Origin of the sequence: Microcoleus sp. T3_B1 (genome assembly GCF_036700445.1) — a bacterium.
Taxonomy (GTDB): Bacteria; Cyanobacteriota; Cyanobacteriia; order Cyanobacteriales; family Microcoleaceae; genus Microcoleus.
In genome coordinates this window covers 23539-47677 of sequence record NZ_JAUBOX010000029.1, presented here as the reverse complement: position 1 = coordinate 47677, position 24139 = coordinate 23539, and the positions used below count along the sequence as shown (strand labels likewise).

Sequence of the window (24139 nt, the reverse complement as noted above, 5' to 3'; positions counted from 1 at the left end):
ATCGCCCAACCTTTAAATTTTCCTGTAAATGTGGGCGATCGCCCCCTGCACCCTCTCCCATCCTTTGCGCTACCGCATAGTAGATTCGAGAGATCGATCGCCCAACCTTTAACTTTTTCTGTAAATGTGGGCGATCGCAACTTTTCTCAATCAATCCTTCCATTTCTGAAGCGTAGTTGCGTAGAAATTAGCTTTACGCCAAGCTTCCTCAGCGGATGAGGCTTTACCCGCAGAGTTAGGACCAACATATACTTCGCCAGTATCCTCGTCCCAATAATAATCGTAAGAAGAATCTGTCGGCGTTTTAACTGTACCCATGTGTTTTCTAGCCATAACTACTCCCTTAATTTTTGTAAGATTAAGATTCAACTCAATCTCAGTATTAACAGAACTCTGACTAGCAGGTTTGGTGAAGCATCATCCCTGCACTCTCTTCCATTATTCCCACTACCGCATAGTAAGTTAGAGAGTGTGATCGCAACTTTTCTCATCTCTTTAACGCAATAATCCGTCTAACCAACTACTAACTCCTTCATCAACGGATGCACCAGGAGTTCCATATACACTTTCTCCGTACTTTTGTCTGCCATAGCTGGCAACTATTTCTTGGTGTTGACGTCCTTGCCTATTTGTAACATACCATTGTCCATTTTCTTTGATATAGTGAGCATGGGTTTGTGAATTTTTGTCTTCTCCATACTTAATATCATTTTCAGTATTGCCCACGAGAATGTGATCTGCATCTGTAGCTACTTTGTAGTAGCGACCATCACCAGTTGATTGAATATTGTTATTGTCAGGCCAATTAGGCATAGACTTTTTCCTTATTAGAAATGCTCAATTAAGTTATAGTAAAAGGATGACTCCGATAATGTCGGGAATGAACCCAGACACCCCGCAAATGCCAGAAATATCGACCAGCCCGGATGTAGCACGATCGCTCTCAGTGCAACCAACCTCTACTAAAAAAAATCATACAACGACCCCATTTCCCCATCGCCCACTCCATCACGTTAGAAAATGTTATGTTTTGTTATCTAAAAAGTTATAAAAAATAAGTTATAATCAGTAAAAATTACCTCAAATGCGACCTATGGAGCTTAAGGAAGTCTTAAGATTTGCCGATGAAAAAGTTTTTTCTAAAACAGGAAAGCACTTAGACGACCTGCAAGAAGCTATTTTAAAAGAAGTGCTCCAAGGTCGAAAATATGCAACAAAAATAGCGCAAGACCGTGATTGTAGTGAAGGTTATGTTAGGGTTGCTGCTTCTGAATTATGGAAGATACTATCATATGTCTTCGGCGAAGACGTTAGTAAAGTAAATGTTAGAGCAATACTGGAAAGGGCAAAGTTTTATAATTCTCCATCAGCTATTGGTAGAGATCATGTAACAAATAACGTCAATATTTGTCAAGAAAGGGCGAGAAGTCCAACAGAACCCCAAAACCCTCAACCAACTTCTAAACAACTCCACATAGACTTAGGCGACTCACCGGAAATATTCACGTTTTTCGATCGCACTTCCGAACTCTCCACCCTCGAAAACTGGATAACACAGGAACACACTCGCCTAATCGCACTCCTCGGAATCAGCGGCATCGGCAAAACAACCCTCTCCCTAAGCCTAATCGATCGCATCAAAACCCAATTCGATTACGTCATCTATCGCAGCCTCCGCTTTTCCCCCACCCTAGACGCAACCCTCACCAACCTGCTGCAAATCTTTTCCCAACAATCAGAAATTCCCCAAAACATCGAAACCAAAATTTCCCAAATCCTCGATTACCTGCGAAAAAACCGATGCCTGATTGTCCTCGATGACGTACAGATGCTTTTGGGCAGCGGACAACTAGCGGGACAATATAAAACTGGATATGAAGATTATCAGTTATTTTTTAAACTAATTGCCGAAGTTTGTCATCAAAGTTGTTTGATATTGAATAGTTGGGAAAAACCCAGAGAAATTGCCAGATTATCAAAAGATAATCATCCCGTGCGATGTTTTGTCTTGGGAAGTTTAGGAGAAGCAGCTAAAGAAATTTTGAACTCACAAAAGTTATCCGATGAGGAAACATGGTCAACTTTGATTGATATTTATCAAGGCAATCCTCTGTGGTTGGAGTTCACTGCAACGCTGATTCAAGAGTTGTTTGGGGGGAGAGTTTCTGAGTTTTTGCAGTGCGAGATGCCAATTTTAGATGAAGGGTTGCAATCACAGTTATCTCAACCTTTTGGGCGTTTGACTGCGGCAGAATTGGCAGTGATGGTTCACCTGGCTAATCAACTTGAACCCGTTGCTGTGTCGCAAATTTTCAACAAAATACCATTTTCGCCGTCAGAAATAGTCAATGCAGTGCGATCTCTTGGAAATCGGTTTTTATTGGATACGCAGGAACAGGAAAAGATAACTTTGTTTAGTTTAAATCCTGTGCTGAAACAGTATGTAAAAACTCAGTCTTCTTAGTCCGCGTAGGCGGACTTTGTTTGTGTAGACGCGGTTTCAACCGCCGTCTTTATTTTTCCAGACAGGGTTATTTGTGGGGGAGGGCGGGTTTATTTAATCTGTCTGCAAGCTTTCAGGCTATTGGCGAACCCGCCCCTACAGGTTATTAAAAATCGTGCAAAATGTCGAGGTAACAAACCCGGATTTAATTTAAGTGCGATCGCACCCATTCCCGAAACTCTCTAATTCTCGCATTCTCTCCCTTGTCTGAGTCTAGGTGCATAAACTGTGCCAGTTCTTTGACAGGAAACGAGCCAAATGCCAAACTGGTTTCCGACTCGACATAACCCGTATCATTTAAAATATTAATTATTAGTTTCCCCTTCTTCCAAATCCAAACCTCCGGCACTTTAAGTTCCGCATAAACCGCCATTTTATTGATAGATGAGCTAGTCAAATCCATTTCCACAGCTAAGTCTGGCGGCGGGTCATTTTTGAGATCGATAGTTAACTTTCCCCGCATTAAAGCTTCATTTTGGATATAAAAACATTCATCAGCTTCGTTACCAGCTTTTTTGGGTTCCGAACGCCAAGTAGATGATTTTAATCCGATAATTTCAATCCCAATTTCCTCAGACAGCGCTACAATTAGTCGTCCGAGAGTCCAGCTATACCTCTCATGTTCTGGTAAAGGTACTATGAGTTCTAAAGTGCCCTGATAGTAAGTCATGCGCGGCGTTGAACGTTCGGCAAATATTTCTAACAAGTGTTCGTAGGTTTCCCAACTGATATCATGTAAAACCAGGTGACAACCTGTAAGCTCTTCTTTACTGTACGCCAGGGTTTGAACCATTGCAAATACTCCACGAGAACTTTAACCCTATTATAAATGGATCTAATTTAATTAGATCGATCGCCCTTGACCGTATCCAAAACCTGTGTACATTCCCTAAGTCCTAAGATAGACAGTTAGTTACAGAAGTTGTTGAGGCTGACATTTCTGCCAGCCCCATAAATCTTAGAACTATTCTACCCCCTCAATCCGGTCTTCCACCTCCTGATAAAGTTCACGCAAGCGATCCAAATTGTTCTCCGAAGTCTCCCAATAACCCCGGCCATTCACCTCAAGCAAAGTGCTGACAATCTTGCGGAACGAATGAGGATTCAGATTCAGCAAACGCTTCTGCATCTCCTCATCTTGGATAAACGTAGTGTTGACATCCTCATACACCCAATTATCCACAGCGCCCGCCGTCGCACTCCATCCAGTCGTATTCACCAGACGCTTAGAAATCTCCCGCACGCCTTCATAACCGTGCGACAACATCCCTTCGTACCACTTCGGATTCAGCAGCTTCGTCCGCGAATCTAAACGCACGGTTTCTGATAGCGTCCGCACCTGCGCGTTCGCTGTGGTTGTATCAGCAACAAAGGATGTCGGTTTCTTCCCATCTGCGCGCAAACTGCCGATCAATTTAGTCGGATCAGAGTCGAAATAGTGCGACACGTCGGTTAGGGAAATCTCCGCAGAATCCAAGTTCTGGAAAGTGACTTCCGCAGTTTTCAAGGATGATTCAAAAATCTTCCGATCTTGTTCCATTGTTCCGGGATTGTCCGAAGAAAAGGCGAAGGATTTGCGAGTTAAGTACATTTCCTGCAACTCGGCTTCGCTTTCCCAAGTGCTGTTTTCCACCGCCAAGTTGATGTTAGATGAATAGGAACCAGAAGCATTGGAAAATACCCGGGTTGCTGCTTGTCGCAGGTTGATTCCCATTTCTTCCGCTTGCTTCAGGGCGTGTTTGCGGACGAAGTTCATCTCTAAGGGTTCGTCGGCTTCCGCTGCCATTTTCACGGCTTTATCTAACAAATTCATTTGGTTGATGAACAAGTCGCGGAATACGCCGGAACAGTTAATTACTACGTCAATCCGAGGGCGTCCCAACTCTTCTAAAGAAAGCAATTCGAGTTTGTTTACCCGGCCCAATGCGTCGGGTACTGGCTTCACTCCCACCATCCACATTACTTGGGCGAGGGATTCGCCGTAAGTCTTGATGTTGTCGGTTCCCCACAACACAACGGCGATGGTTTCTGGGTAATTTCCGCCGTTATCAACGCGCTGTCTTTCTAACAGCCGATCGACTACAAGCTTAGCAGACTTAACCGCCCCCGTTGTAGGGATTGACTGCGGGTCTAAAGCGTGCATATTCTTGCCAGTCGGCAAAACATCCGGGTTGCGAATCGGATCGCCACCGGGGCCAGGCAGAATATACTCGCCTTCTAACGCGCGCAACAAAGCGCCTAATTCGTTGTCGGCACAAACTTGCTGCAAGCAGAATTCCAGATACTCAAACAGCGGTTTAATCGGTTCTGGATCGATTTTTTTGTAACCTGCAGCGTGCAAGGCTTCAACCCAAGGTGTTTTCTTGCCCATGTTGAAGAAATTCAACTTAGAAACAAGGGAAACTCGGCCCTCAGCATCGGTTTGTTCCTTCACCAAAGCGCCAACAGCATCCCGACAAGCTAAGGTGATGTTTTGCAGCAATTCGACATCAGTTAAAATGCCTTTGTCGCTGTTAGTGTAAATTTCGCCGATGTCGCGTCCGAGACTGTTAGCAATAATCCGTGGCAAGCTGATCAGCCCGTCTTCTTCGCGGTCTAAATTGGCGATATTCACCAAAGTTGCGATCGCCTCTTCCGCAGTCGGCGGCTTACCGATAACGTGCAAACCGCAAGGTAACAACCGCGACTCAATCTCCATCAACTTGCGGTAAACCAAGCCAACTAAATTGTCCCGTTCCTCCGAAGTCATTCCTGCAGCAACCCCTCTTTCTTGTTCGGGAGGTAGCGCAATATCTTTGTCCAAATTTACCAAACGGCATTTTTCGACGATCGCATCAACAATCGGCACACCGCGCCCAGTCTCTTTCAAAGTTTGATAAGAAGCAATTAACTCGCTTAGTTCCTGCAAACCTTTGTACAAACCAGCATTTTCAGCCGGAGGAGTCAGGTAGCTGATTGTTTCAGCATAACTGCGGCGCTTGGCAATTGTTGCTTCGCTGGGATTGTTGGCGGCGTAATAATAGAGGTTAGGAATTTTGCCGATCAAACTGTCGGGATAACAATCCCCAGACATTCCCATCTGCTTACCCGGCATGAATTCTAGCGAACCGTGAGTGCCAAAGTGCAGCACCGCATCCGCACCCCAAATGCGCTCCAAATATGTATAGTAAGCAGCAAAACCGTGGTGCGGGCTGGCAGAACGAGAGAATAACAACCGCATCGGATCGCCTTCGTATCCAAAAGTAGGTTGCACGCCGATAAACACATTGCCAAAATGTTTGCCGAAAATCAGCAAATTTTGTCCGTCGCTGTTCAAATGTCCTGGAGGCGGGCCCCAATTTTCTTGCAAGCGTTCCGAGTAAGGAGTGAATTCTTCGTATTCAGCTACCGACATCCGGTAAGCAACATTTAATTCGGGACTTTGGTATTGGGCTGTTGCGTCGTGGATGACTTCTTGCATCAGTTTTTCGGCGGAATCCGGCAATTCTGGCAAGTCGTAACCGTTGCCTTTTAAGGCTTTCAATACTTGGTAAATCGAGCCAAAAACGTCCAAATAAGCGGCTGTTCCGACGTTGCCTTTGTCGGGCGGGAAACTGAAAACTGTGATCGCAACTTTTTTATCTAATTTTGGTTTGCGGCGCAGCATTGCCCATTTCATGGCGCGCTGGGAAATTGCTTCGATTCTATCTTGCAGGGCGATCGCCTTGCCAGTTGCGCCATCACGTCCCGACAATATAATCGGTTCGATCGCGCCATCCAACTCGGGAATGGCAATTTGCAAAGCAACTTGAATCGGGTGCAAGCCTAAATCGCTATTTTCCCACTCTTCCGTCGTTTGGAAAACCAGCGGCAAAGCCACCATGTAAGGGCAGTTTAATTTTTTCAAAGTCTCGATCGCCTTCGGGTGATCTTGTTTCGCCGGGCCGCCCACCAGCGCAAAACCAGTCAGAGAAACCACCGCATCAACGATCGGCAGCCCTGCAACACCTTTGGTCCCAACTTCCAAGAAAAAAGTTTCGACTGGTTTCGAGAAGTCCAAACCGCCGGCAAAAATCGGCACCACCCGCGCCCCCATTGCCTCCAATTCCTGCACCATTGCTACATAGTGCGCGTCATCTCCCGTGACTAAGTGAGTCCGCTGCAACACCAAGCCGATGCAAGGTGCGAGGGGGTCTTTGAGGTCTGCGGAAATATCTTTGCGGGCGTTGTACCAGGTGAGATATCCTTTTACATCCTCAAACATCGACGATGCCAAAGGATGCCAAATTCCCATATCCGGGTAGACAACGGGCTCTTGGTATTGTAGGGGCAATCCCCCCGTGGTTGCCCCCTGGCCTTTGAATACATATTTATGTGACAGCATCAGCAAGAAGTTTTCCAAGTTTTCTTGGGAACCGCCCAGCCAATACTGGAAACTCAGCATGAAGTTGCGGGCATCTTGGGCTTTGTCGATGGGCAAATATTTCAGCACTTTCGGCAAAGTTTGCAGCAGTTTCAGCATTCCGTCTTGGAAGGAACTCCCGGATTTTTCCTTCCGTTTTTTCATGAATTCGCCGATCGCACTTTTGCTTTGTCCCAACTGTGCCATCGAGAAACTGCCCATTTTATTGAGTCGCATCACCCCGGGCATCGACGGGAAGACGACGGCGACATCCAAGCTGTCGCGCAGCGGTTCAACTGCCGCTACCACTTTTTCGGCCAAATCTTCGATGAAAATTAGAGAAGCAATAAATACATTGGCATCCGCCACATCCCGCTTGAAGGCCTCGTAATTTTCCGGGCTGCGGAGTTCCTCGATCAGGTAGCCGCTGATTTCTATTGCCAAATTCGGATTTTTCTTGTTTATCGATCGAACCGCTGCCGACAGGGCGCTTTGATACTGCGGTTCCAGTACGACATAGACCACCTTCATTAGCGATCGCCCCTGCAAGTTTTCCGGCACGACGTGGCGAATGGTGGGCTTGACGTGAGTGAACATCCGGTTAGGCTCCTTTAAGATGCTGTTTTCGGGAATCGGGAATTTTTTTATCCCATAAGCATTTTTACCAGAAAACGCTTGCCATTAGGCGATTTGAGCCTGCACATGACACAATTCGACAAATTTAGGTCAAATTTTCGTTACATTTTTTTATAAATTCCTTGAGCAAATACTCCAGTTTTTGTTTACAAAAATTTACTTGACATAAAGCTATTTGTATGTAACTAAGTAATAACAGGGAGAAAAATAATTAAAAATTAACCAACGATTGAGAAAGAAATCCTGAAAAAAGTTCCAAGTTTTGTAGAAGTGATCAAACTTGCGATCGCTCAATTAACTGACGAAAAAAAGGCAGAAATTCTGAAGGCAGAATCGAGCCTTCGATAATTGCTGAGTTACCAAAATAGATATGTTCCTAGGAACTTAAAAATATTTCATAACGTCTGTTTTGTGTAAGTTCCTGATTGGCGATCGAGTTCATGGAAAGCTAATTGCTATAAACTATCAAGCTCATCAAAACATTAGGGGGAAAACATGGCTAACTACGCAGTTTTCGACGAACAATTTTACCTTGCCTCATATCCTTGGATCAAACCAGCCATTGATGCAGGAGTCATCAAATCAGGACTAGAACACTTTCAAAAATTCGGTCAAGCCAGCGGTCTAACCAAAGTATCGCGTTATTTTGACGAAAATGCTTACCTTACTGTCAACACAGACCTCAGACCGTTCGTCCGCACTGTCAATCCAAACGCGCCGTTTGCGAGTGGGCTCGATCACTTGATTCAGTTCGGTTACGAAGAAGGACAGCGCCGTAGCGCAGTATCGCCAGAGTACAGCGAAGATTTTTATTTAGCAAATAACTCGGATTTGCGACCGTTTGTCGGCCCCAATGCACCTTTCAAATCGGGATACCAGCATTTCATTCAATTCGGCTCAAAAGAAGGTCGTTTTGGAACTTCATTTTTTGAACCGGAATACTTAAGAGAAAACCCCGACATTGTGCCGTTTATAAACTCTGGAGCCCTGAGAACTGGTCGGGATCACTACTTCAATTTCGGGAAAAACGAGCCAAGCCGCGACGCAACTTTTGTTGGTAGCCGCAGCACCGATATTCTCACTGGTGTTGGTGTGGGGAATACCGAACTGATTGGAGTGGAAGTAGGTATCGATCCCAGGGGCAACCGGCAGTATGAAAGCTTTGGCACCAATGAATTCGATGTCCTGATTGGCAGTCCGGGAGCTGATACATTCGTACTCGGAGTTCCTCCTACAGCGGGGAATGTCACCCCGACCCCGCTGTATTTGGGTAACGGTCAAGCTACGATTCGCAACTTCAACGTAGCAGACGATTTGATCCAACTGCAAGGAAATTCTTTAAACGACGGCTACAGCCTGACTCCCGTTGGCAACAATTTGTCAATCCAACGTTTTGGAGATGTGATCGGCGTGATTGAAGGAGGAGCAAATTTTAATTTGACCTTCCTAGAATCTAACGGGAACGGTACTTTCTCGATTGGATAATCATTGGTCATTAGTCATCAGTCATCAGTCATCAGTCATTAGTTAATACTGAGGATTGATGACTTTTTTATTTGTTGTGGGCTAATGTGCTATGAAAAAGTACGATCGCATTTTACGTTCTTAAAGGAGCAACAATGAATTACGATATCTTCGACGAACAATACTATCTTTCGCAATATCCGTGGCTGAAACCAGCCATTGATGCAGGAATCATCAAATCTGGAAGAGAACACTTTGAAAAATTTGGTCAAGCGGCCGGCCTCACAAAAATATCGCGGTATTTTGACGAAGATACTTACCTTGAGGGAAATCCAGACCTTAAACCCTTTGTCCGCACCCCCAACAACCCAAACGCGCCTTTTGCGACCGGATTAGACCACTTTATCCAATATGGTTACGAAGAAGGTCGCACTCGCGTATCGCCTGAGTATGACGAAGCGTTTTATCTCGCAAATAATCAGCAGTTGCAGCCGTTTATCCAGAATGGAACTTTTAAAAATGGCTACCAGCATTTCGTTCAATTCCGCCTCAAAGAGGATCAGTTTGGGACTTCATTTTTGGAACCACGATACTTAGAGAGCAACCCCGATGTTCGGCGGGTTGTCGAATCGGGAGCCTTGAAAACTGGTCGCGAACACTACTTCAATTTCGGGAAAAACGAGCCAAACAGGTCCGCTACTTTTGTCGGAACTCCCGGCAATGACATCCTCACTGGTGTAGGGGTGGGGGATACCGTATTAATAGGAGTTGAACTAAATGATGTTACAAGAATTAATGGCTTTCCCGACCCCAGGCCATCTTATGGAAGTGACGGCAGCAATGAATTCGATACTCTAACTGGCGGTAGCGGCCGCGATACATTCCTGTTGAGCCGTACATTTTCCAGTATAGGAAGTGGTAGACGGACGTTTACCACGTACCCGTCCTACATCGGGCCGGGTTTTGCTACAATTCGGAACTTTACCCCAGGTCAGGATATCATCAATATAGGGCTTTCCTCAGATGAATTATTGGTATTTCCCATCAACAATAATCGAGATTTAGCTATTCAAAAGAAGGACTTCATCGCCGTTAACAATGGAGTTGCCTTCACCACTCCCCCTGACACGATCGCTGTTATTGAAGGTGGCGGAAATCTCACTTATAATCAACTAATTACAAGGATATAGTGTTATTAGCTCTTTACTTGGGTAGAAATCTCGAAGCTATTCAGGGTTTGCCTTAGTCCATCATGGGGAGACTTATTAATTTAAAAATCGGGAGATACACTTGCCAGAATTCAGGGGGGAGCTAATCTAAATCTGCAATTGATTGGAATTATAAATCTATTTAATCCTCCCGATTTTACCGCTTTTTTTGGTTATAAAGCATAGAGATTAAGTGAGATTTTACAGTGGGGTAAAATCACCCGATCAGGTAATTGTCTCAGTTCTGGATTATTGATAAATTGCATAAATACCTCATTAAAGCCGCAGTAGGAAAACATGGCTAGTTACGCAATTTTTGACGAACAATACTACCTTTCGCAATATCCGTGGCTGAAACCAGCCATTGATGCAGGAATCATCAAATCTGGAAGAGAACACTTTGAAAAATTTGGTCAAGCCGCCGGCCTCACCAAAATATCGCGGTATTTTGACGAAGATACTTACCTTGAGGGAAATCCAGACCTTAAACCCTTTGTCCGCACCCCCAACAACCCTAACGCGCCTTTTGCGACCGGACTAGACCACTTTATCCAATACGGTTACGAAGAGGGTCGCAGCCAAGTATCGCCTGAGTATGACGAAGCGTTTTATCTCGCAACTAACCGAGTTTTGCTGCCGTTTATTCAGAATGGAACGTTTAAAAACGGCTACCAGCATTTCATTGAATTCGGCCTCAAAGAGGAGCAGTTTGGGACTTCATTTTTTGAACCGGGATATTTACAATTCAACCCCGATGTTCGGCTGCTTGTCGAATCGGGAGCCTTGAAAACTGGTCGCGAACACTACTTCAATTTCGGGAAAAATGAGCCAAACCGATCTGCTACTTTTGTCGGAACTTCCGGCCATGACCTCCTCACTGGTGTAGGGGTGGGGAATACCCGATTAATAGGATTTGAAGTAGGTTACACTACAGAAAGTAACGCATTTTTAGCCTCCCCCAGGGAATATTATGAAAGTGACGGCAGCAATGAATTCGATACTCTAACTGGCGGTAGCGGCCGCGATATATTCGTGTTGACCCGTAGAACTCGCACTCTAGCGGGTGGTAGATCGGCGGTTTACACTGACCTGTCCTACATCGGGCCGGGTTTTGCTACAATTCGGAACTTTACGCAAGATCAGGATACGCTCGATATAGGGGTTTTCTCAAATCAATTATTGGTATTTCCCATCAACAATAATCGAGATTTAGCTATTCAAAAGAGGGGCTTATTCGTCGTTAACAATGGAGTTACCGAAACCACTCCCGGTGACACTATCGCTGTTATTGAAGGTGGCGGAAATCTCAGTTTGAATCTACCAGTAGCCTATGGTGGGTTCTAGTGTTATTAGCGCTGTATTTGGCTATAAATCTCGCACCTATGCAGGGTTTGCCTTAGTCCATCATCGGGAGAGTTATTAATTAAACAATCGGCAGATACAATTGCCATAATTCATAGCGTAGCCAATCTAAATCTGCAATTGATTGTGATGATAAATCCATTTAATCCTCCAGTAGGTCTCACTTTTATGGGCGATAAAGCATAGAGCTTAAGTGAGATTTGACTGTTGGGTAAAATCACCCGATCAGGTAATTGTCTCTGTTCTGGATTATTGATAAATTGCATAAACAGCTCATTAAAGCCGCAGTAGGAAAACATGGCTAGTTACGCAATTTTTGACGAAAAATACTACCTTGCTCAATATCCTTGGGTCAAGCCAGCCATTGATGCAGGAGTTATCCAATCAGGAAGAGAACACTTTGAAAAATTCGGTCAAGCCGTCGGCTTAACTAAAGTATCGCGGTATTTTGACGAAGCTACTTACCTTGCTGGCAACCCAGACATCGCTGCCTTAGTCCGCACTCCCAACAACCCAAGTGCGGCTTTTGCTACAGGACTAGACCACTTTATCCAGTTCGGTTACGAAGAGGGTCGCACTCGCGTATCGCCTGAGTATGACGAAGCTTTTTATCTCGCAAATAACCGACAGTTGCAGCCGTTTATTCAGAATGGAACTTTTAAAAATGGCTACCAGCATTTCATTGAATTCGGCATCAAAGACGGTCAGTTTGGGACTTCATTTTTTGAAACAGAATACTTACTAAAAAACCCCGACATCGTGCCTTTTGTCAACTCTGGAGCCTTGAAAACAGGTCGCGAACACTACTTCAATTTCGGGAAAAACGAGCCTAACCGCTCTGCGACTTTTATCGGAACTTCCGGGAATGACATTATCACCGGTGCTGGGGTGGGAAATACCGAATTAATTGGAGTTGAAGTAGGTTATGTTACAAACAGTGATGGCTTTTCCATCCCCGGCCGAAATTATGAAAGTGAGGGCAGTAATGAATTCGATACTCTCACTGGCGGTAGCGGCCGCGATAAATTCATGCTCGGAGACCTTTTAGTAGGCAGTGGTGGTAAGGGATTCAGTTTCCCAACAAACTTATATATCGGGCCGGGTTTTGCTACAATTCGGAACTTTACCCAAGGGCAGGATAGTATTCAACTAGCAACAAGAGATATCCAACCTTCCTTAGATAAATTCTTGCTATTTCCCATCAACAACAATCGAGATTTAGCTATCCAAACGAACGGCTTGTTCGTCTCCCTTGCAGATGGAAGTTCGGGAATTAGTAGATTTGACACGATCGCTGTTATTGAAGGCGGCGGAAATCTCAAGTTGAATCTATTACCAGAATCTAGAGGTTCTCTACCTTTACTTGGCTAGAAATCTCGAAGCTATTGGGGATTTGGCTGATTGCGGCTGGGGAGTGCGATCGCACATTCGCAAAAAATGTGCGATCGCACTGTTGTGTTTGCCCTAAAAATAATAAAACAGGCTTAATAATAATTAACTTGACATAGTGAGTTCGTAGAGTTATTTATAGTGGGTCAAGTTTAATCGACAAGTAAGCAGACTAAGCTTAGAGTACAACTTATGACTAATTATGAAATTTTTGACGAACCATACTACCTGGCGCAATATCCTTGGGTGAAACCTGCTATTGATGCAGGAATTATAAAATCCGGCAGAGAACACTTTGAAAACTTCGGTCAAGCCGGCGGCATGACCAAAGTATCGCGTTACTTTGACGAACAAACCTATCTAGCTCAAAATCCAGATATTGCTCCCCTGGTTCGCAGCCCAAACAATCCAAACGCGCCTTTTGCGTCTGGTTTAGACCAATTTATTCAGTTTGGCTACGAAGAAGGCCGCACCCGCGTATCGCCTGAATATAACGAAGATTTTTATTTAGCAAATAACTCAGAGTTGCGATCGTTCGTTCAGAACGGAACTTTCAAATCAGGCTACCAGCATTTCATTCGATTCGGACTCAAAGACGGTCGTTTTGGGACTTCATTTTTTGAACCGGAATACTTAAAAGAAAACCCCGACATTGTGCCGTTTGTCAACTCGGGAGCCTTGAGAACCGGTCGAGAACATTATTTCAAATTTGGGCAATTTGAGCCTAGTCGCTCCGCTACTTTTGTCGGAAGCCGCGGCGATGATACCCTCACTGGTGTAGGGGTAGGGAATGCCGAATTAATTGGAGTTGAAGTAGGTATTGATCCCCAAGGCAATCGGCAGTATGAAAGCTTTGGAAATGAGGAATCTGATGTCCTGATCGGTGGCCCTGGGAGGGATACATTCGTACTCGGAGTTCCTGCTACCTCGGGTAATCCCACATCCCGTCAACTCTATGCGACTACCCCCGGTATAGTTAGAATTCGGAACTTTGATCAAGACAATGACAAGATCCAGTTGGCAGGAAGTCCCGATATCTACACAACAATGGAGGATGCTAACGAGTTCATAATCCTCAGCCCAAGATATGAAACAATTGGTATTATTGAGGGAAAAAATTTATCTTTTTCTACAACTCAGCCACAGGGGGACGGCACTTTCTACCTATTCCTTAAATAACCGGAACCTCGGTTATCTCTTTCTCGGTTAACATGGTAGGTGCGTTAATAACGCACGCTACTTAACTTTACCCAAAGTCAGGATAGCATCCAGCTTGCAGGGACTTTCTGAGAGTTCTTCTTGGTGTTTCCCATTAACAATAATCGACATTTAGCTATCCAAGCTAATGGCTTCTCTGTTGTTAAAAATGGAGGGGTCGAAACCAACCGCGGTGACACGCTCGCTGTTATTGAAGGCGACCGCAATCTCAGTTTTAATTTATTACTAAAATCTCTTTCTTTTACATCTTTCCTTCGATAGAAATCTCGAAGCAGTTAAGGATTTACCTTTGGCTGCTGGGGAGTACGATCGCACATTCGCAAAATGGGCGATCGCACTTTTGTGTTTGCCCTAAAAATAATAAAACAGGCTTAACAATAATTAACTTGACATAGTGAGTTAGTAGAGTTAGTTATAGTGGGTCAAGTTTAATCGACAAGTAAGCAGACTAAGCTTGGAGAAATAATTATGACTAATTATGAGATTTTTGACGAACCATACTACCTTTCCCAATATCCTTGGGTGAAACCGGCTATTGATGCAGGAATTATAAAATCCGGCAGAGAACACTTTGAAAAGTTCGGTCAAGCCGGTGGCCTCACAAAAATATCGCGGTACTTTGACGAAGCTACTTACCTTGCCGGCAATCCAGACATCACACCCTTTGTCCGCACTCCCAACAACCCAAACGTGCCTTTTGCGACGGGCTTAGACCACTTTATCCAATACGGTTACGAAGAGGGTCGATCGCGCGTATCGCCAAATTATGACGAAGCATTTTATGTAGCAACTAACCGAGATTCGCGGTCGTTTATTGAGAATAACTTTAAAAGTGGCTACCAGCACTTCATTCAATTCGGCGGCTTCAGCAATGGTACTTCTTTCTATGAAACAGTATACTTAAATAGAAACCGTGATATTGGACCTCTTGTCTACTCTGGAGCTTTGACAACTGGTCGGGAACACTACTTCAATTTCGGAAAAAACGAGCCAAACAGGACTGCTACTTTTATCGGAACTTCCGGCAATGACACCCTCACTGGTATAGGAGTGGGGAATGTCGAATTAGTTGGAGTAACAAGCTCTGCAGGCTTTGGCGCCGGAGTGTCTGGAAGTGACGGCAGCAACGAATTCGATACTCTCATTGGCGGACCCGGCGCCGATACATTCGTGTTAGCGCAGCCTGTATATACCAGTAGAGTGTTTGTGATTGGATATAAATCTTTCTACCTTGGACCGGGTTTTGCTACAATTCAAAACTTTACCCAAGGTCAGGATACGATCCAGCTCGGCTCTACATCATTCGATAAATACATTGTGTTTCCCATCAACAATAATCGAGATTTAGCAATCCAAACAAACGGCTTGCCGTTCTTTACACCAAATGGAGGCGACCAACTTAGTTATGGTGATACGATCGCAGTTATTGAAGGTGGCGGAAATCTAAAGTTGAATTTATTACCTTCAGAATATAGTTGGTCAACTTCTTTAATTGGGTAGAAATCTCGCAGCTATTCAGGATTTGCTTGATCGCTGCTGGGGAGTACGATAATTAATTGTACCATCCAGAAACCGGGTTTCTCGAATAAACCCGGTTTCTAAGTCTTTAATGCCGATCGCGCGCTAGCTTCAAAACCTCAACCGCATCTTTGTGGCCCTCCGAAGACGCCCAAATTAACGCAGTCCAAGTATTATTATCATACGCTTTGATATCAGCTCCTTTATCAATTAAAAATTCCACAACTTGAGTGCGCCCGCTACCTGCAGCACTCATCAAAGCCGTCAAACCAAAATTAGTTTTAGCATTCACATCCGCTCCCGCCTCCAGCAAAAGCTGTACAATCTCGGTATGTCCGGCAGCAGCGGCACTCATTAACGGCGTCCACCCGTCATTATCTTGACTGTTGGGCCCGGCACCTGCAGCCAGCAATTTTTTGACGATCGCCGAATTGCCAGCCTCAGCCGCAGCCGTCAAAGCCGTCCCGCCTTCCTCATCTTTAGCATTGATATCTGCACACTGTTCGATCGCACTTTCTACAGCCGCAACATCACCCGTCTTGACGGCATTAATTAAATCTGTCATAAAATCTCCCTTGCATCCTTTCAAATCTTAAATCCTATGGCAGTAGATATTTTAATCCTCTCCAACGGCCCCGGAGAATTGGCAACTTGGGTGCGTCCCGCCGTGCAAGCTTTGCGTGAGCAATTGGGAAACGCGGGGACTCAAGCCCGAATCTCTGTGGTGCTGTCCCCCTGTCCGCACGCCACCGGGAAAGAAGCAGAAATCGCTTGTTCCTACCCAGAAGTTGACAGAGTGCAGGCGCCGGAGCATTTTTTTCCATTCTTATTGTCGGGCAAAACGGCTGAAAATTGGGATTGGTATGAAACAGGAGTTGTTTTGTTTTTAGGCGGCGATCAATTTTTTACGGTTGTTATTGGCAAAAGGCTAAAATATCGCACTGTTATTTATGCTGAATGGGACGCGCGGTGGTATCGCTGGATTGATAAATTTGCGGCGATGAAACCAGAAGTTTTTGCTAAAATTCCCCAAAAATATGCTAAGAAATTTACAGTTGTCGGAGATTTGATCGCGGAAGTAGGGAACGGGAAATCGGGCAGGGCGGGCACGGGGGCACCGCCCCTACGGAAAATAGAATTAATTGGATTGTTGCCCGGTTCTAAAGCGGCCAAATTAGCTTTAGGTGTACCGTTATGTTTGTCGATCGCCCAATCTATCCATCGCCTCCGCCCTGAAACTCGCTTTGTAATTCCCGTTGCTCCTACCTTAGATGTGCAAACTCTAGCACGTTTTGCCGACCCAAAACACAATCCTTGCCTGCATTTATTTGAGAACGCCAGCGCCGAACTTCATTTAACAGAAACGCCGTTTTTGCAGACAGCAAATAAGTTGCAAGTAGAACTTTGGACGCAGACGCCAGCTTACGATTTGCTATCAGAATGCAGCCTGTGTTTAACTACTGTGGGAGCGAATACTGCCGAATTGGGTTCGTTAGCTGTACCCATGATTGTTTTGATTCCGACGCAGCAATTGGATGCGATGAAAGCTTGGGATGGTTTGCCGGGATTGCTGGCAAATTTGCCGTTAGTCGGTTCAGTTTTTGCGACGGTGATTAATTGGCTTATCTGGCAATTGGGAAAGGGAAAGCTTTATGCTTGGCCGAATATTTGGGCACAGGAGGAGATTGTGCCGGAGTTGATTGGGAAGCTGGAACCAGAAGTAATTGCTCAATTGGCGATCGACTATTTGAGCCATCCTGATAAATTAGCACAAATGGGCGATCGTTTGCGTGCGGTTCGAGGAGAATCGGGGGCGGCGAAAAAAATTGCTGAATTGGTTTGTGAAGAAATTGAGGTGCAATAATCAATAAAACCTCGTAGGGGCGGGTTCACCAACAATCTCTGACTGTAATTCATAATCTAAATAAACCCGCCCCCGCCCAACAGTAAATATCAATCTGCATTATTCCCGTATTTTATAAATAAAATAGGAAATAATTTGATTTGTATCGTAGGGGCGGGTTCACCACAAATCTCTGACGGTAATTCACGATCTAAATAAACCCGCCCCCCCAACTCAATCTGCATTATTCCCGTATTTTATAAATAAAGGTTGATACAGGCTATTAGTTGGGTGGGGGCGGGTTTTTGAGATTGTCGGTTTTTGGCAATTATTGTTGGTGAACCCGCCCCTACAGGAACTTAACCTCGATTTCAATTTAACTTCACTGACTGACAGAGCCTTTCCCGAAAAACTTAGGCGGTGCTGCCATAGTGTAAACTTCGGTTTCAGCGGCAATTACCTGCCGCAAGTGACCGGGAACTTGCATCAATCCCAACAGCGTAATCCCATCCAACATCCGCAACCCGCCAGTTGTTTTCTCGGCGAGTAATTTGTCAGTAACTTCGGGTTCGGGGCGCGTATTTATTTCTTGATTAGAAGCTATGGCGAAACCCCAAGGAGCTCCATAAGTAGAAATAAAGCTGGTGCAGGATTGAACATTGGGGAAAACAGATTTCAGGGTATTTACAATGCGAGCGTGCATTTTCATTTCTGCCGGAGAAACTGGACCCGCTTGCACTACGAAATATCCGTTAGGTGACATTACCTTGCGAACTTTCTCAAAATACTCTTTGGTAAACAACTGGAAAGATGGGCCTTCTTCAATGGGATCGGACAAGTCAGAAATGACAATATCCCAATCATTGTCAGTGTTATCTAAATAGTCCAAAGCATCGCCGATTACTACTTCGCAGCGGGGGTCGTCAAAGGCATTTTGGTGCATTTCGGGCAGGTGTTCGCGGCAAGCTTCTACTACTTCGCCGTCAATGTCGATCATCACGACTTTTTCAACTGTTTTCCAGCGCAGCACTTCTCTAATTGTAGCTCCTTCTCCGCCGCCGAGAACGAGGACTTTTTTGGGTGAACCGTGACAAATCATCGCTGGGTGCACCAGGGGTTCGTGGTACAGAAACTCGTCGCCTGTACAAGATTGCCACTTACCGTCTAAAACTAAGCCTTTCCCGTAGGTACCGGTTTGAACTACGTACATTTCTTGATAGGCAGTTTTTTTGTAAGCGAGCACGGCGATGACGCCGTGAACGTAAATATCCCAAGGGGTAATGTACTCGCTCATCCAAAAGTCTGCACGAACTTCGCTACCTGACATCAATTACTCTCCAAATATAAACTGCTGTGTCGATGTTGTCACAAGTAGTAGTTATTAGCACAAAATGGTGCGGGTGTGTGAGTACGATCGACACATTAAAGTGAGATTTCTCAGCAATGGTATAGTGTGATTGCGTTCTGGGATAGAGCAAGTGGCTTGGTACTTGAGATTGCTTGTGGGCGATCGCGCGTCCCGTCGAGATCACTTTTCCCGTAGCCCCCACTCGATCGCACTCACATTTAATATTTTCGCTTTGCCTTGCCGGCGGGTTTTGTACAAATGTTGTCTGAATCGGGCAATTTTTCGCGCTGGGCCCGCCTTTATAAGTTGGCGATCGACCTGCTTATTTATCAACAATCGGATGAAAACCCCGCAAATGCGAGAGGGGGAATAAAAGTAGCGATCGGTTTTAACCAGACTTGTTATTAATATCTTGACATTGAGAATCTATATTAGATAAGATTTTTAGACCTAGCAAAATAAAGGAAGTGTTAAATTCTTCTGACCAAATTGCCGAGGCGATGTGCGACGAAATTATCACTAGGTAAAGGGTGCAACTAAATTTCCTAATAAAACTGTTATGACACTATTTTTAGGTTCAAAATAATAGCCGATGGAACCAACAGACTGGGAAAACAGAATCAAAGAGCTGGAAAAGGAAAATCGAATCCTGCGGGAAAAACTTGAAACTTCGGAAACCGAACGCAGCCAATTACAAGCCCTTAATCAAAAAAAAGAATCTTTGCTAAAAAAGCTCACGCAGGAATTTAGAGATTCCGAAAATATTTTAAAAGCCAAAATGTCTACACTAGAAAAAGCTCTGGAAAACCAGCAAACAATGCAGCTCAAATTGATCGAAGCCGAAAAAATGTCGGCTTTGGGCATTTTGGTAGCTGGTATTGCCCACGAAATCAACAATCCCGTCAACTTCATCTACGGCAATATTACCTATGTCAATGACTACGCTGGCGACATTTTAACATTGCTAGCAATGTACCAGGATAGGTATCCCGAAACAGATGCAGAGATTGAAGCTTTTCTGGAAAAAATTGACATCGACTTTTTGCGCGAAGATTTGTTGAAAACTCTTTCGTCAATGAAAGTGGGTTCCGAGCGCATCCGCGAAATAGTGCTGACTTTACGCAACTTTGCGCGGGTAGATGAAGGTGAAAAAAAACCAGTTAACATTCACGAAGGAATTGACAGCACATTGTTAATTTTGCAGCATTTAACTAAAGAAAAGCCCGGTCATGCCGCTATTAGTGTTATTAAAGATTATGGAGATTTGCCCAAGGTCGAGTGTTATGCTGGGCAATTAAATCAGGTGTTTATGAACATCATTAATAATGCTGTTGATGCCCTGCGAGAGCGAGAGCAAAAGTCTTCACAGGAGGAGATAGAATCCAACCCTATCCAGATGAGCATTACTACTTCTATTATTTCCGGAAAATGGGCAAGAATTAGCATCAAAGATAATGGTATGGGAATGAATGAATCTGTAAAAGCGAAAATTTTCGATCCGTTTTTCACCACCAAACAAGTTGGTCACGGGACGGGTTTGGGATTGTCAATTAGCTATCAGATTGTTGTGGACAAACACGGCGGGAGGTTGGAGTGCATATCCGCAATTGGAGAAGGGACTGAATTCGCGATCGAGATTCCGATCGCCAATTCCCGCAGCTAAGAGCGATCGATCGAGCTAAACTGAGGGATAATGAAAACTCCCTTTGACCGCGGCTCCTCCTAGTTTGATGTGCAACCTTATGTCTACTGTCACTTTTGGTTTGTCAACCCCTATAGCGGCAGAGGCCGGGGCATCCTACGGCAGCAGCGAACCGCCACAGCGCCCCACCGTGCAAGCAGAGTGGATCGAGGTATTGGTGGACTCTCCTTTCAGGGTGGCGGGGGACTCCGCAGGGGAGGAAAACAAGTTATTTACCTATCGTTTACCTGCGGAACTTACCGTGCAACCAGGAGATATCTTGAGTGTACCCTTTGGCAGTCAACAGGTAGGGGCGATCGCAATTCGGTTCATTTCTCAACTGCCGCCCGACTTAGATCCGGCGCGGGTTAAAGATGTCGAAGATGTTGTCAGTGCGGGCTTTTTCCCGCCTAATTACTGGGAATTGCTCGATCGCACTGCCACCTATTATTGCACACCTTTAATTCAAGTAATTAGAGCCTCACTGCCGCCCGGTTTGTTAAGCCGTTCCGTGCGCCGAATTCGCTTAATTAAGGACGCAATTTCTCCGAATGCCGAAACATTTCTCAATCCGGCAGCGAGTCAAATTTTGCAATTGCTGCAAGCTCAAAAAAACGGCGATTACACTTGGCAATACCTCCAGCGACAAGTCAAGGGAAGTTATCGGGGATTGAAAGATTTATTGAAACGCGGTTGGGTAGAAAGTTATTTAGAACCTCCCAATCCTCCCAAACCACAACTCAAACCTGCAGTGACATTAATTGCTAGTGCATTTGTCACAGATTTAACCAAGCGGCAACAAGAAGTATTGGAAGTTTTGCGACGTGGCGGCGGTGAAATGTGGATGAACGATTTGCTGAGAATTTGCAGCGCGAGTTCTTCTGTTGTCAAAAATTTGGAACAAAAAGGTAGCGTTGTCATCGATCAAAGGGAAGTTCTCAGGGGCGATCGCGGAATTTCTCAATTGCCCGATGCACCGAAAACTTTAACTCATTTTCAAGCTCAAGCCTTAGCGTTTATTAACTCTTTTTCGGGATTTCGTCAAGTGCTGCTGCACGGCGTTACAGGTTCCGGGAAAACCGAAGTGTATTTGCAGGCGATCGCCCCAATCTTAGCCAGCGGCAAATCCGCCCTCGTACTCGTTCCCGAAATCGGTTTGACACCGCAACTTACAGACAGATTCCGAGCCCGTTTTGGCGAGCAAATTTGCGTGTACCACAGCGCCCTATCCGACGGCGAACGTTACGATACATGGCGTCAGATGCTGACTGGAACCCCGCAAATTGTCATCGGCACGCGATCGGCCATTTTTGCGCCTTTACCTCACCTCGGCTTAATTATCCTCGATGAAGAACACGACAGCAGCTTCAAACAAGACCAACCAGCCCCCTGCTACCATGCCCGCACCGTTGCCAAATGGCGCGCCGAATTAGAAAATTGTCCCTTAATTTTAGGTTCCGCAACGCCAGCTTTAGAGACTTTTGTCGGGACGCGCCGAGATTATTACTCGTTACCAAATATCCATTATTTATCATTGCCCGATCGCATTTATTCCCGCCCGATGCCGCCTGTGGAAATAGTCGATATGCGCCAAGAATTGCGGCAAGGAAACCGCTCCATTTTCAGCGTCTCCCTGCAAAACGCGCTGGAACAATTGCAGGCAAGACAACAGCAAGGTATCCTGTTTATTCACAGAAGAGGACACAGTACCTTTGTGTCTTGTCGGAGTTGCGGCTATGTGATGGAATGCCCGAATTGCGATGTTTCCCTGTCTTATCACCACGTCGGCGAAGGAACAGCAGAAATATTGCGGTGTCACTACTGCAACCACACGGAACGACACCCCCAAAACTGCCCGGATTGCAGTTCTCCTTACTTCAAAAACTTTGGTAGTGGCACTCAGCGAGTCGAACAGGAATTAACGAGATTGTTTCCAGAATTGCGGGCTATTCGGTTTGACAGCGATACGACTAGAAATAAGGGCGACCACCGCAGATTGTTAACGCAATTTGCTAATGGGGAAGCTGACATTTTGTTGGGTACGCAAATGCTGACGAAAGGGTTAGATTTAGCTGGAGTAACATTGGTGGGAGTTGTGTCTGCTGATGGGTTGCTAAACTTATCCGATTATCGGGCAAGCGAACGAGCTTTTCAAACATTAACTCAAGTCGCGGGCCGTGCAGGCAGAGGTGATGATCCGGGGCGGGTAATTATTCAAACTTACACTCCAGAACATCGGGTTATTCAAGCAGTTAGGCGGCACGAATATGCGGATTTTGTGGAAACAGAATTAGCAGAAAGAGCAGCGCTGAATTATCCACCTTCGGGGCGGCTGGTATTGTTGCGATTGAGCAGTGTAGATGCGGCGGAAGTGGCGGTGACGGCGGTACAATTAGCGTCTGTTTGTCAGGAGTATATTGAGCGATTGTCTGTACCGGGGTGTGAGTTGTTGGGGCCTGCACCTGCGGCGATTATGCGGGTGGCAAATCGCTATCGGTGGCAGATTTTGCTGAAGTTGCCTTTGGATGAGTCGGTGGATTTGTCGGATTTGATCGGATTGCGCGATCGCACGCCGCGTTCTGTTAGTTTAACTATTGATGTCGATCCGTTGAATTTTGGTTGATTGGTGGGGCTACAGGCCGTTGTAGGGGCGGGTTTCACCAACAATCTATGTCGGAAACCAACAATATAATAAACCCGCCCCCACGAACACGACAAATCCGAATCTACATTTTTTGAATTCGATCGAACATCAGGTTAATCTGGGTTATGGGTTGGTGGGGGCGGGTTTTTATAGATTGTTTGTCAGCTTCAAATATTGTTGGTAAAACCCGCCCCTACAGCCCATCGTAGGGGCGGGTTTTACCAACCATTTATGTCATAAATCAACAATATAATAAACCCGCCCCCACCGAACGAACAACTGTTTTATGGAAACAAAATTATGAAATACGATCGTAACAAACACCACCGCCGCTCAATTCGCCTGCCAGGATATGATTATAGGACTCCCGGTGCGTATTTTATCACTATTTGCAGTTGGCAGCGCGAATGTTTATTCGGCGACGTTATTAATGATCAAATGCAATTGAGTCCCTATGGGAAAACTGTTTTATTCAATTGGAGCATTCTTCCCAAACGTTACCCAAACGTAGCATTAGACAATTTTATTGTGATGCCAAATCACGTTCATGGAATTATTGTTTTGAAAGGCAGCCCCGAAATAAATTCTACAGAATCCGATAAATTTGGCCTGATAAAATCAAAAATCCATCCTTTGTCGGAAATTGTGCGGGGTTTAAAAACATCTTCGGCGCGGCGAATTAACCAAATGCGATATTTGACAAGCATATCGGTGTGGCAGCGGGGTTATTACGAACATATCATCCGCAATGAAGAATCATTAGTTGCCATTCGTGAATATATTGTTAATAATCCTTTATTGTGGGGAAAAGATGAATTGTATCCTCATAATTCAGTCAAAATTAATGAATCTAGTCCGCTGGCGATCGAATGGAATGGCAAATCTTATATACAGTCGATCGTCCTCTAATATTAGGTCGATCGATTCGTAGGGGCGGGTTTCAC

At 45.1% G+C, this 24139-nt stretch carries 18 protein-coding genes; 11 read left to right on the top strand and 7 right to left on the bottom strand.

All coding sequences use genetic code 11. The features are described 5' to 3' along the window. Positions 1–150: 150 nt before the first annotated feature. Together QT990_RS17310 and QT990_RS17305 are read right to left on the bottom strand one after the other, a co-directional pair. A complete protein-coding gene (locus QT990_RS17310; RefSeq protein ID WP_333329247.1) occupies positions 151–333 on the bottom strand; it encodes a hypothetical protein in 183 nt (60 codons plus the stop codon). A gap of 162 nt (positions 334–495) precedes the next feature. Next, positions 496–813, bottom strand: coding sequence for a hypothetical protein (locus QT990_RS17305; RefSeq protein WP_333465548.1), 318 nt, complete (start codon positions 811–813; stop codon positions 496–498). Positions 814–1084: 271 nt separating this feature from the next. On the opposite strand from QT990_RS17305, the gene QT990_RS17300 reads away from it, so the two are divergent. After that, complete coding sequence (locus QT990_RS17300; RefSeq protein ID WP_333465547.1) at positions 1085–2464, top strand: ATP-binding protein; 1380 nt, start codon at positions 1085–1087, stop codon at positions 2462–2464. A 184-nt stretch (positions 2465–2648) separates the two neighbouring features. Here the strand turns inward: QT990_RS17300 and QT990_RS17295 are convergent, their stop codons facing one another. After that, positions 2649–3296, bottom strand: a complete 648-nt coding sequence (locus QT990_RS17295) for a Uma2 family endonuclease (RefSeq protein WP_333465546.1) — start codon at positions 3294–3296, stop codon at positions 2649–2651. Positions 3297–3467: 171 nt separating this feature from the next. Further along, positions 3468–7481: a magnesium chelatase subunit H gene (locus QT990_RS17290; protein ID WP_333143112.1), complete on the bottom strand. Its 4014-nt coding sequence runs from the start codon at positions 7479–7481 to the stop codon at positions 3468–3470. A 534-nt stretch (positions 7482–8015) separates the two neighbouring features. Here QT990_RS17290 and QT990_RS17285 point away from each other — a divergent pair. The 6 genes from QT990_RS17285 (at position 8016) to QT990_RS17260 (ending at position 15661) form a co-directional block, all read left to right on the top strand. Next, the gene (locus QT990_RS17285) at positions 8016–9005 is read left to right on the top strand and encodes a calcium-binding protein (RefSeq protein WP_333143111.1); all 990 of its coding nucleotides are present in this window, start codon (positions 8016–8018) and stop codon (positions 9003–9005) included. A gap of 134 nt (positions 9006–9139) precedes the next feature. Then, positions 9140–10174 (top strand): calcium-binding protein, encoded by a 1035-nt coding sequence (locus QT990_RS17280; RefSeq protein ID WP_333310577.1) that lies wholly within the window; start codon positions 9140–9142, stop codon positions 10172–10174. 315 nt (positions 10175–10489) lie between these two features. After that, on the top strand, positions 10490–11536 hold the full coding sequence (locus QT990_RS17275) for a calcium-binding protein (RefSeq protein WP_333465545.1): 1047 nt from the start codon (positions 10490–10492) through the stop codon (positions 11534–11536). 315 nt (positions 11537–11851) lie between these two features. Next, positions 11852–12925, top strand: a complete 1074-nt coding sequence (locus QT990_RS17270) for a calcium-binding protein (RefSeq protein ID WP_333143108.1) — start codon at positions 11852–11854, stop codon at positions 12923–12925. Positions 12926–13135: 210 nt separating this feature from the next. Beyond that, positions 13136–14122, top strand: a complete 987-nt coding sequence (locus tag QT990_RS17265; protein ID WP_333143107.1) for a calcium-binding protein — start codon at positions 13136–13138, stop codon at positions 14120–14122. Positions 14123–14629: 507 nt separating this feature from the next. Beyond that, entirely contained in the window at positions 14630–15661 is a 1032-nt protein-coding gene (locus tag QT990_RS17260; RefSeq protein ID WP_333143106.1) for a calcium-binding protein, read from the top strand. Between the two features lie 106 nt (positions 15662–15767). On the opposite strand, the gene QT990_RS17255 is transcribed toward QT990_RS17260, so the two are convergent. After that, positions 15768–16244, bottom strand: coding sequence for an ankyrin repeat domain-containing protein (locus QT990_RS17255; RefSeq protein ID WP_333409986.1), 477 nt, complete (start codon positions 16242–16244; stop codon positions 15768–15770). 36 nt (positions 16245–16280) lie between these two features. Here QT990_RS17255 and QT990_RS17250 point away from each other — a divergent pair, with 36 nt between their 5' ends. Then, positions 16281–17543 carry a lipid-A-disaccharide synthase gene (locus QT990_RS17250; protein ID WP_333409985.1) on the top strand — a complete coding sequence of 421 codons (1263 nt, stop codon included), beginning with the start codon at positions 16281–16283 and terminating at the stop codon, positions 17541–17543. A gap of 361 nt (positions 17544–17904) precedes the next feature. Here QT990_RS17250 and QT990_RS17245 read toward each other — a convergent pair whose 3' ends face one another. Together QT990_RS17245 and QT990_RS17240 are read right to left on the bottom strand one after the other, a co-directional pair. After that, a complete protein-coding gene (locus tag QT990_RS17245) occupies positions 17905–18849 on the bottom strand; it encodes a fused MFS/spermidine synthase (RefSeq protein ID WP_333143103.1) in 945 nt (314 codons plus the stop codon). Beyond that, positions 18839–19072 (bottom strand): hypothetical protein, encoded by a 234-nt coding sequence (locus QT990_RS17240; RefSeq protein ID WP_333143102.1) that lies wholly within the window; start codon positions 19070–19072, stop codon positions 18839–18841. Before QT990_RS17240 ends, QT990_RS17245 begins: the two co-directional genes overlap by 11 nt. Before the next feature lie 390 nt (positions 19073–19462). Between QT990_RS17240 and QT990_RS17235 the strand changes: the two genes are divergently transcribed. From QT990_RS17235 to QT990_RS17225, 3 genes are all read left to right on the top strand, one after another. Then, the gene (locus QT990_RS17235; RefSeq protein WP_333143101.1) at positions 19463–20533 is read left to right on the top strand and encodes an ATP-binding protein; all 1071 of its coding nucleotides are present in this window, start codon (positions 19463–19465) and stop codon (positions 20531–20533) included. A gap of 79 nt (positions 20534–20612) precedes the next feature. Continuing rightward, a complete protein-coding gene (gene priA, locus QT990_RS17230) occupies positions 20613–23174 on the top strand; it encodes a primosomal protein N' (RefSeq protein WP_333143100.1) in 2562 nt (853 codons plus the stop codon). A 321-nt stretch (positions 23175–23495) separates the two neighbouring features. After that, positions 23496–24104, top strand: a complete 609-nt coding sequence (locus tag QT990_RS17225) for a transposase (RefSeq protein WP_333409983.1) — start codon at positions 23496–23498, stop codon at positions 24102–24104. Positions 24105–24139: the final 35 nt, after the last annotated feature.

What these genes read in the sequence shown, in the direction of transcription:
- QT990_RS17310 (WP_333329247.1), bottom strand. Translation starts at nt 333, where the DNA reads ATGGCTAGAAAACACATGGGTACAGTTAAAACGCCGACAGATTCTTCT.
- QT990_RS17305 (WP_333465548.1), bottom strand. Translation starts at nt 813, where the DNA reads ATGCCTAATTGGCCTGACAATAACAATATTCAATCAACTGGTGATGGT.
- QT990_RS17300 (WP_333465547.1), top strand. Translation starts at nt 1,085, where the DNA reads ATGCGACCTATGGAGCTTAAGGAAGTCTTAAGATTTGCCGATGAAAAA.
- QT990_RS17295 (WP_333465546.1), bottom strand. Translation starts at nt 3,296, where the DNA reads ATGGTTCAAACCCTGGCGTACAGTAAAGAAGAGCTTACAGGTTGTCAC.
- QT990_RS17290 (WP_333143112.1), bottom strand. Translation starts at nt 7,481, where the DNA reads ATGTTCACTCACGTCAAGCCCACCATTCGCCACGTCGTGCCGGAAAAC.
- QT990_RS17285 (WP_333143111.1), top strand. Translation starts at nt 8,016, where the DNA reads ATGGCTAACTACGCAGTTTTCGACGAACAATTTTACCTTGCCTCATAT.
- QT990_RS17280 (WP_333310577.1), top strand. Translation starts at nt 9,140, where the DNA reads ATGAATTACGATATCTTCGACGAACAATACTATCTTTCGCAATATCCG.
- QT990_RS17275 (WP_333465545.1), top strand. Translation starts at nt 10,490, where the DNA reads ATGGCTAGTTACGCAATTTTTGACGAACAATACTACCTTTCGCAATAT.
- QT990_RS17270 (WP_333143108.1), top strand. Translation starts at nt 11,852, where the DNA reads ATGGCTAGTTACGCAATTTTTGACGAAAAATACTACCTTGCTCAATAT.
- QT990_RS17265 (WP_333143107.1), top strand. Translation starts at nt 13,136, where the DNA reads ATGACTAATTATGAAATTTTTGACGAACCATACTACCTGGCGCAATAT.
- QT990_RS17260 (WP_333143106.1), top strand. Translation starts at nt 14,630, where the DNA reads ATGACTAATTATGAGATTTTTGACGAACCATACTACCTTTCCCAATAT.
- QT990_RS17255 (WP_333409986.1), bottom strand. Translation starts at nt 16,244, where the DNA reads ATGACAGATTTAATTAATGCCGTCAAGACGGGTGATGTTGCGGCTGTA.
- QT990_RS17250 (WP_333409985.1), top strand. Translation starts at nt 16,281, where the DNA reads ATGGCAGTAGATATTTTAATCCTCTCCAACGGCCCCGGAGAATTGGCA.
- QT990_RS17245 (WP_333143103.1), bottom strand. Translation starts at nt 18,849, where the DNA reads ATGTCAGGTAGCGAAGTTCGTGCAGACTTTTGGATGAGCGAGTACATT.
- QT990_RS17235 (WP_333143101.1), top strand. Translation starts at nt 19,463, where the DNA reads ATGGAACCAACAGACTGGGAAAACAGAATCAAAGAGCTGGAAAAGGAA.
- priA (WP_333143100.1), top strand. Translation starts at nt 20,613, where the DNA reads ATGTCTACTGTCACTTTTGGTTTGTCAACCCCTATAGCGGCAGAGGCC.
- QT990_RS17225 (WP_333409983.1), top strand. Translation starts at nt 23,496, where the DNA reads ATGAAATACGATCGTAACAAACACCACCGCCGCTCAATTCGCCTGCCA.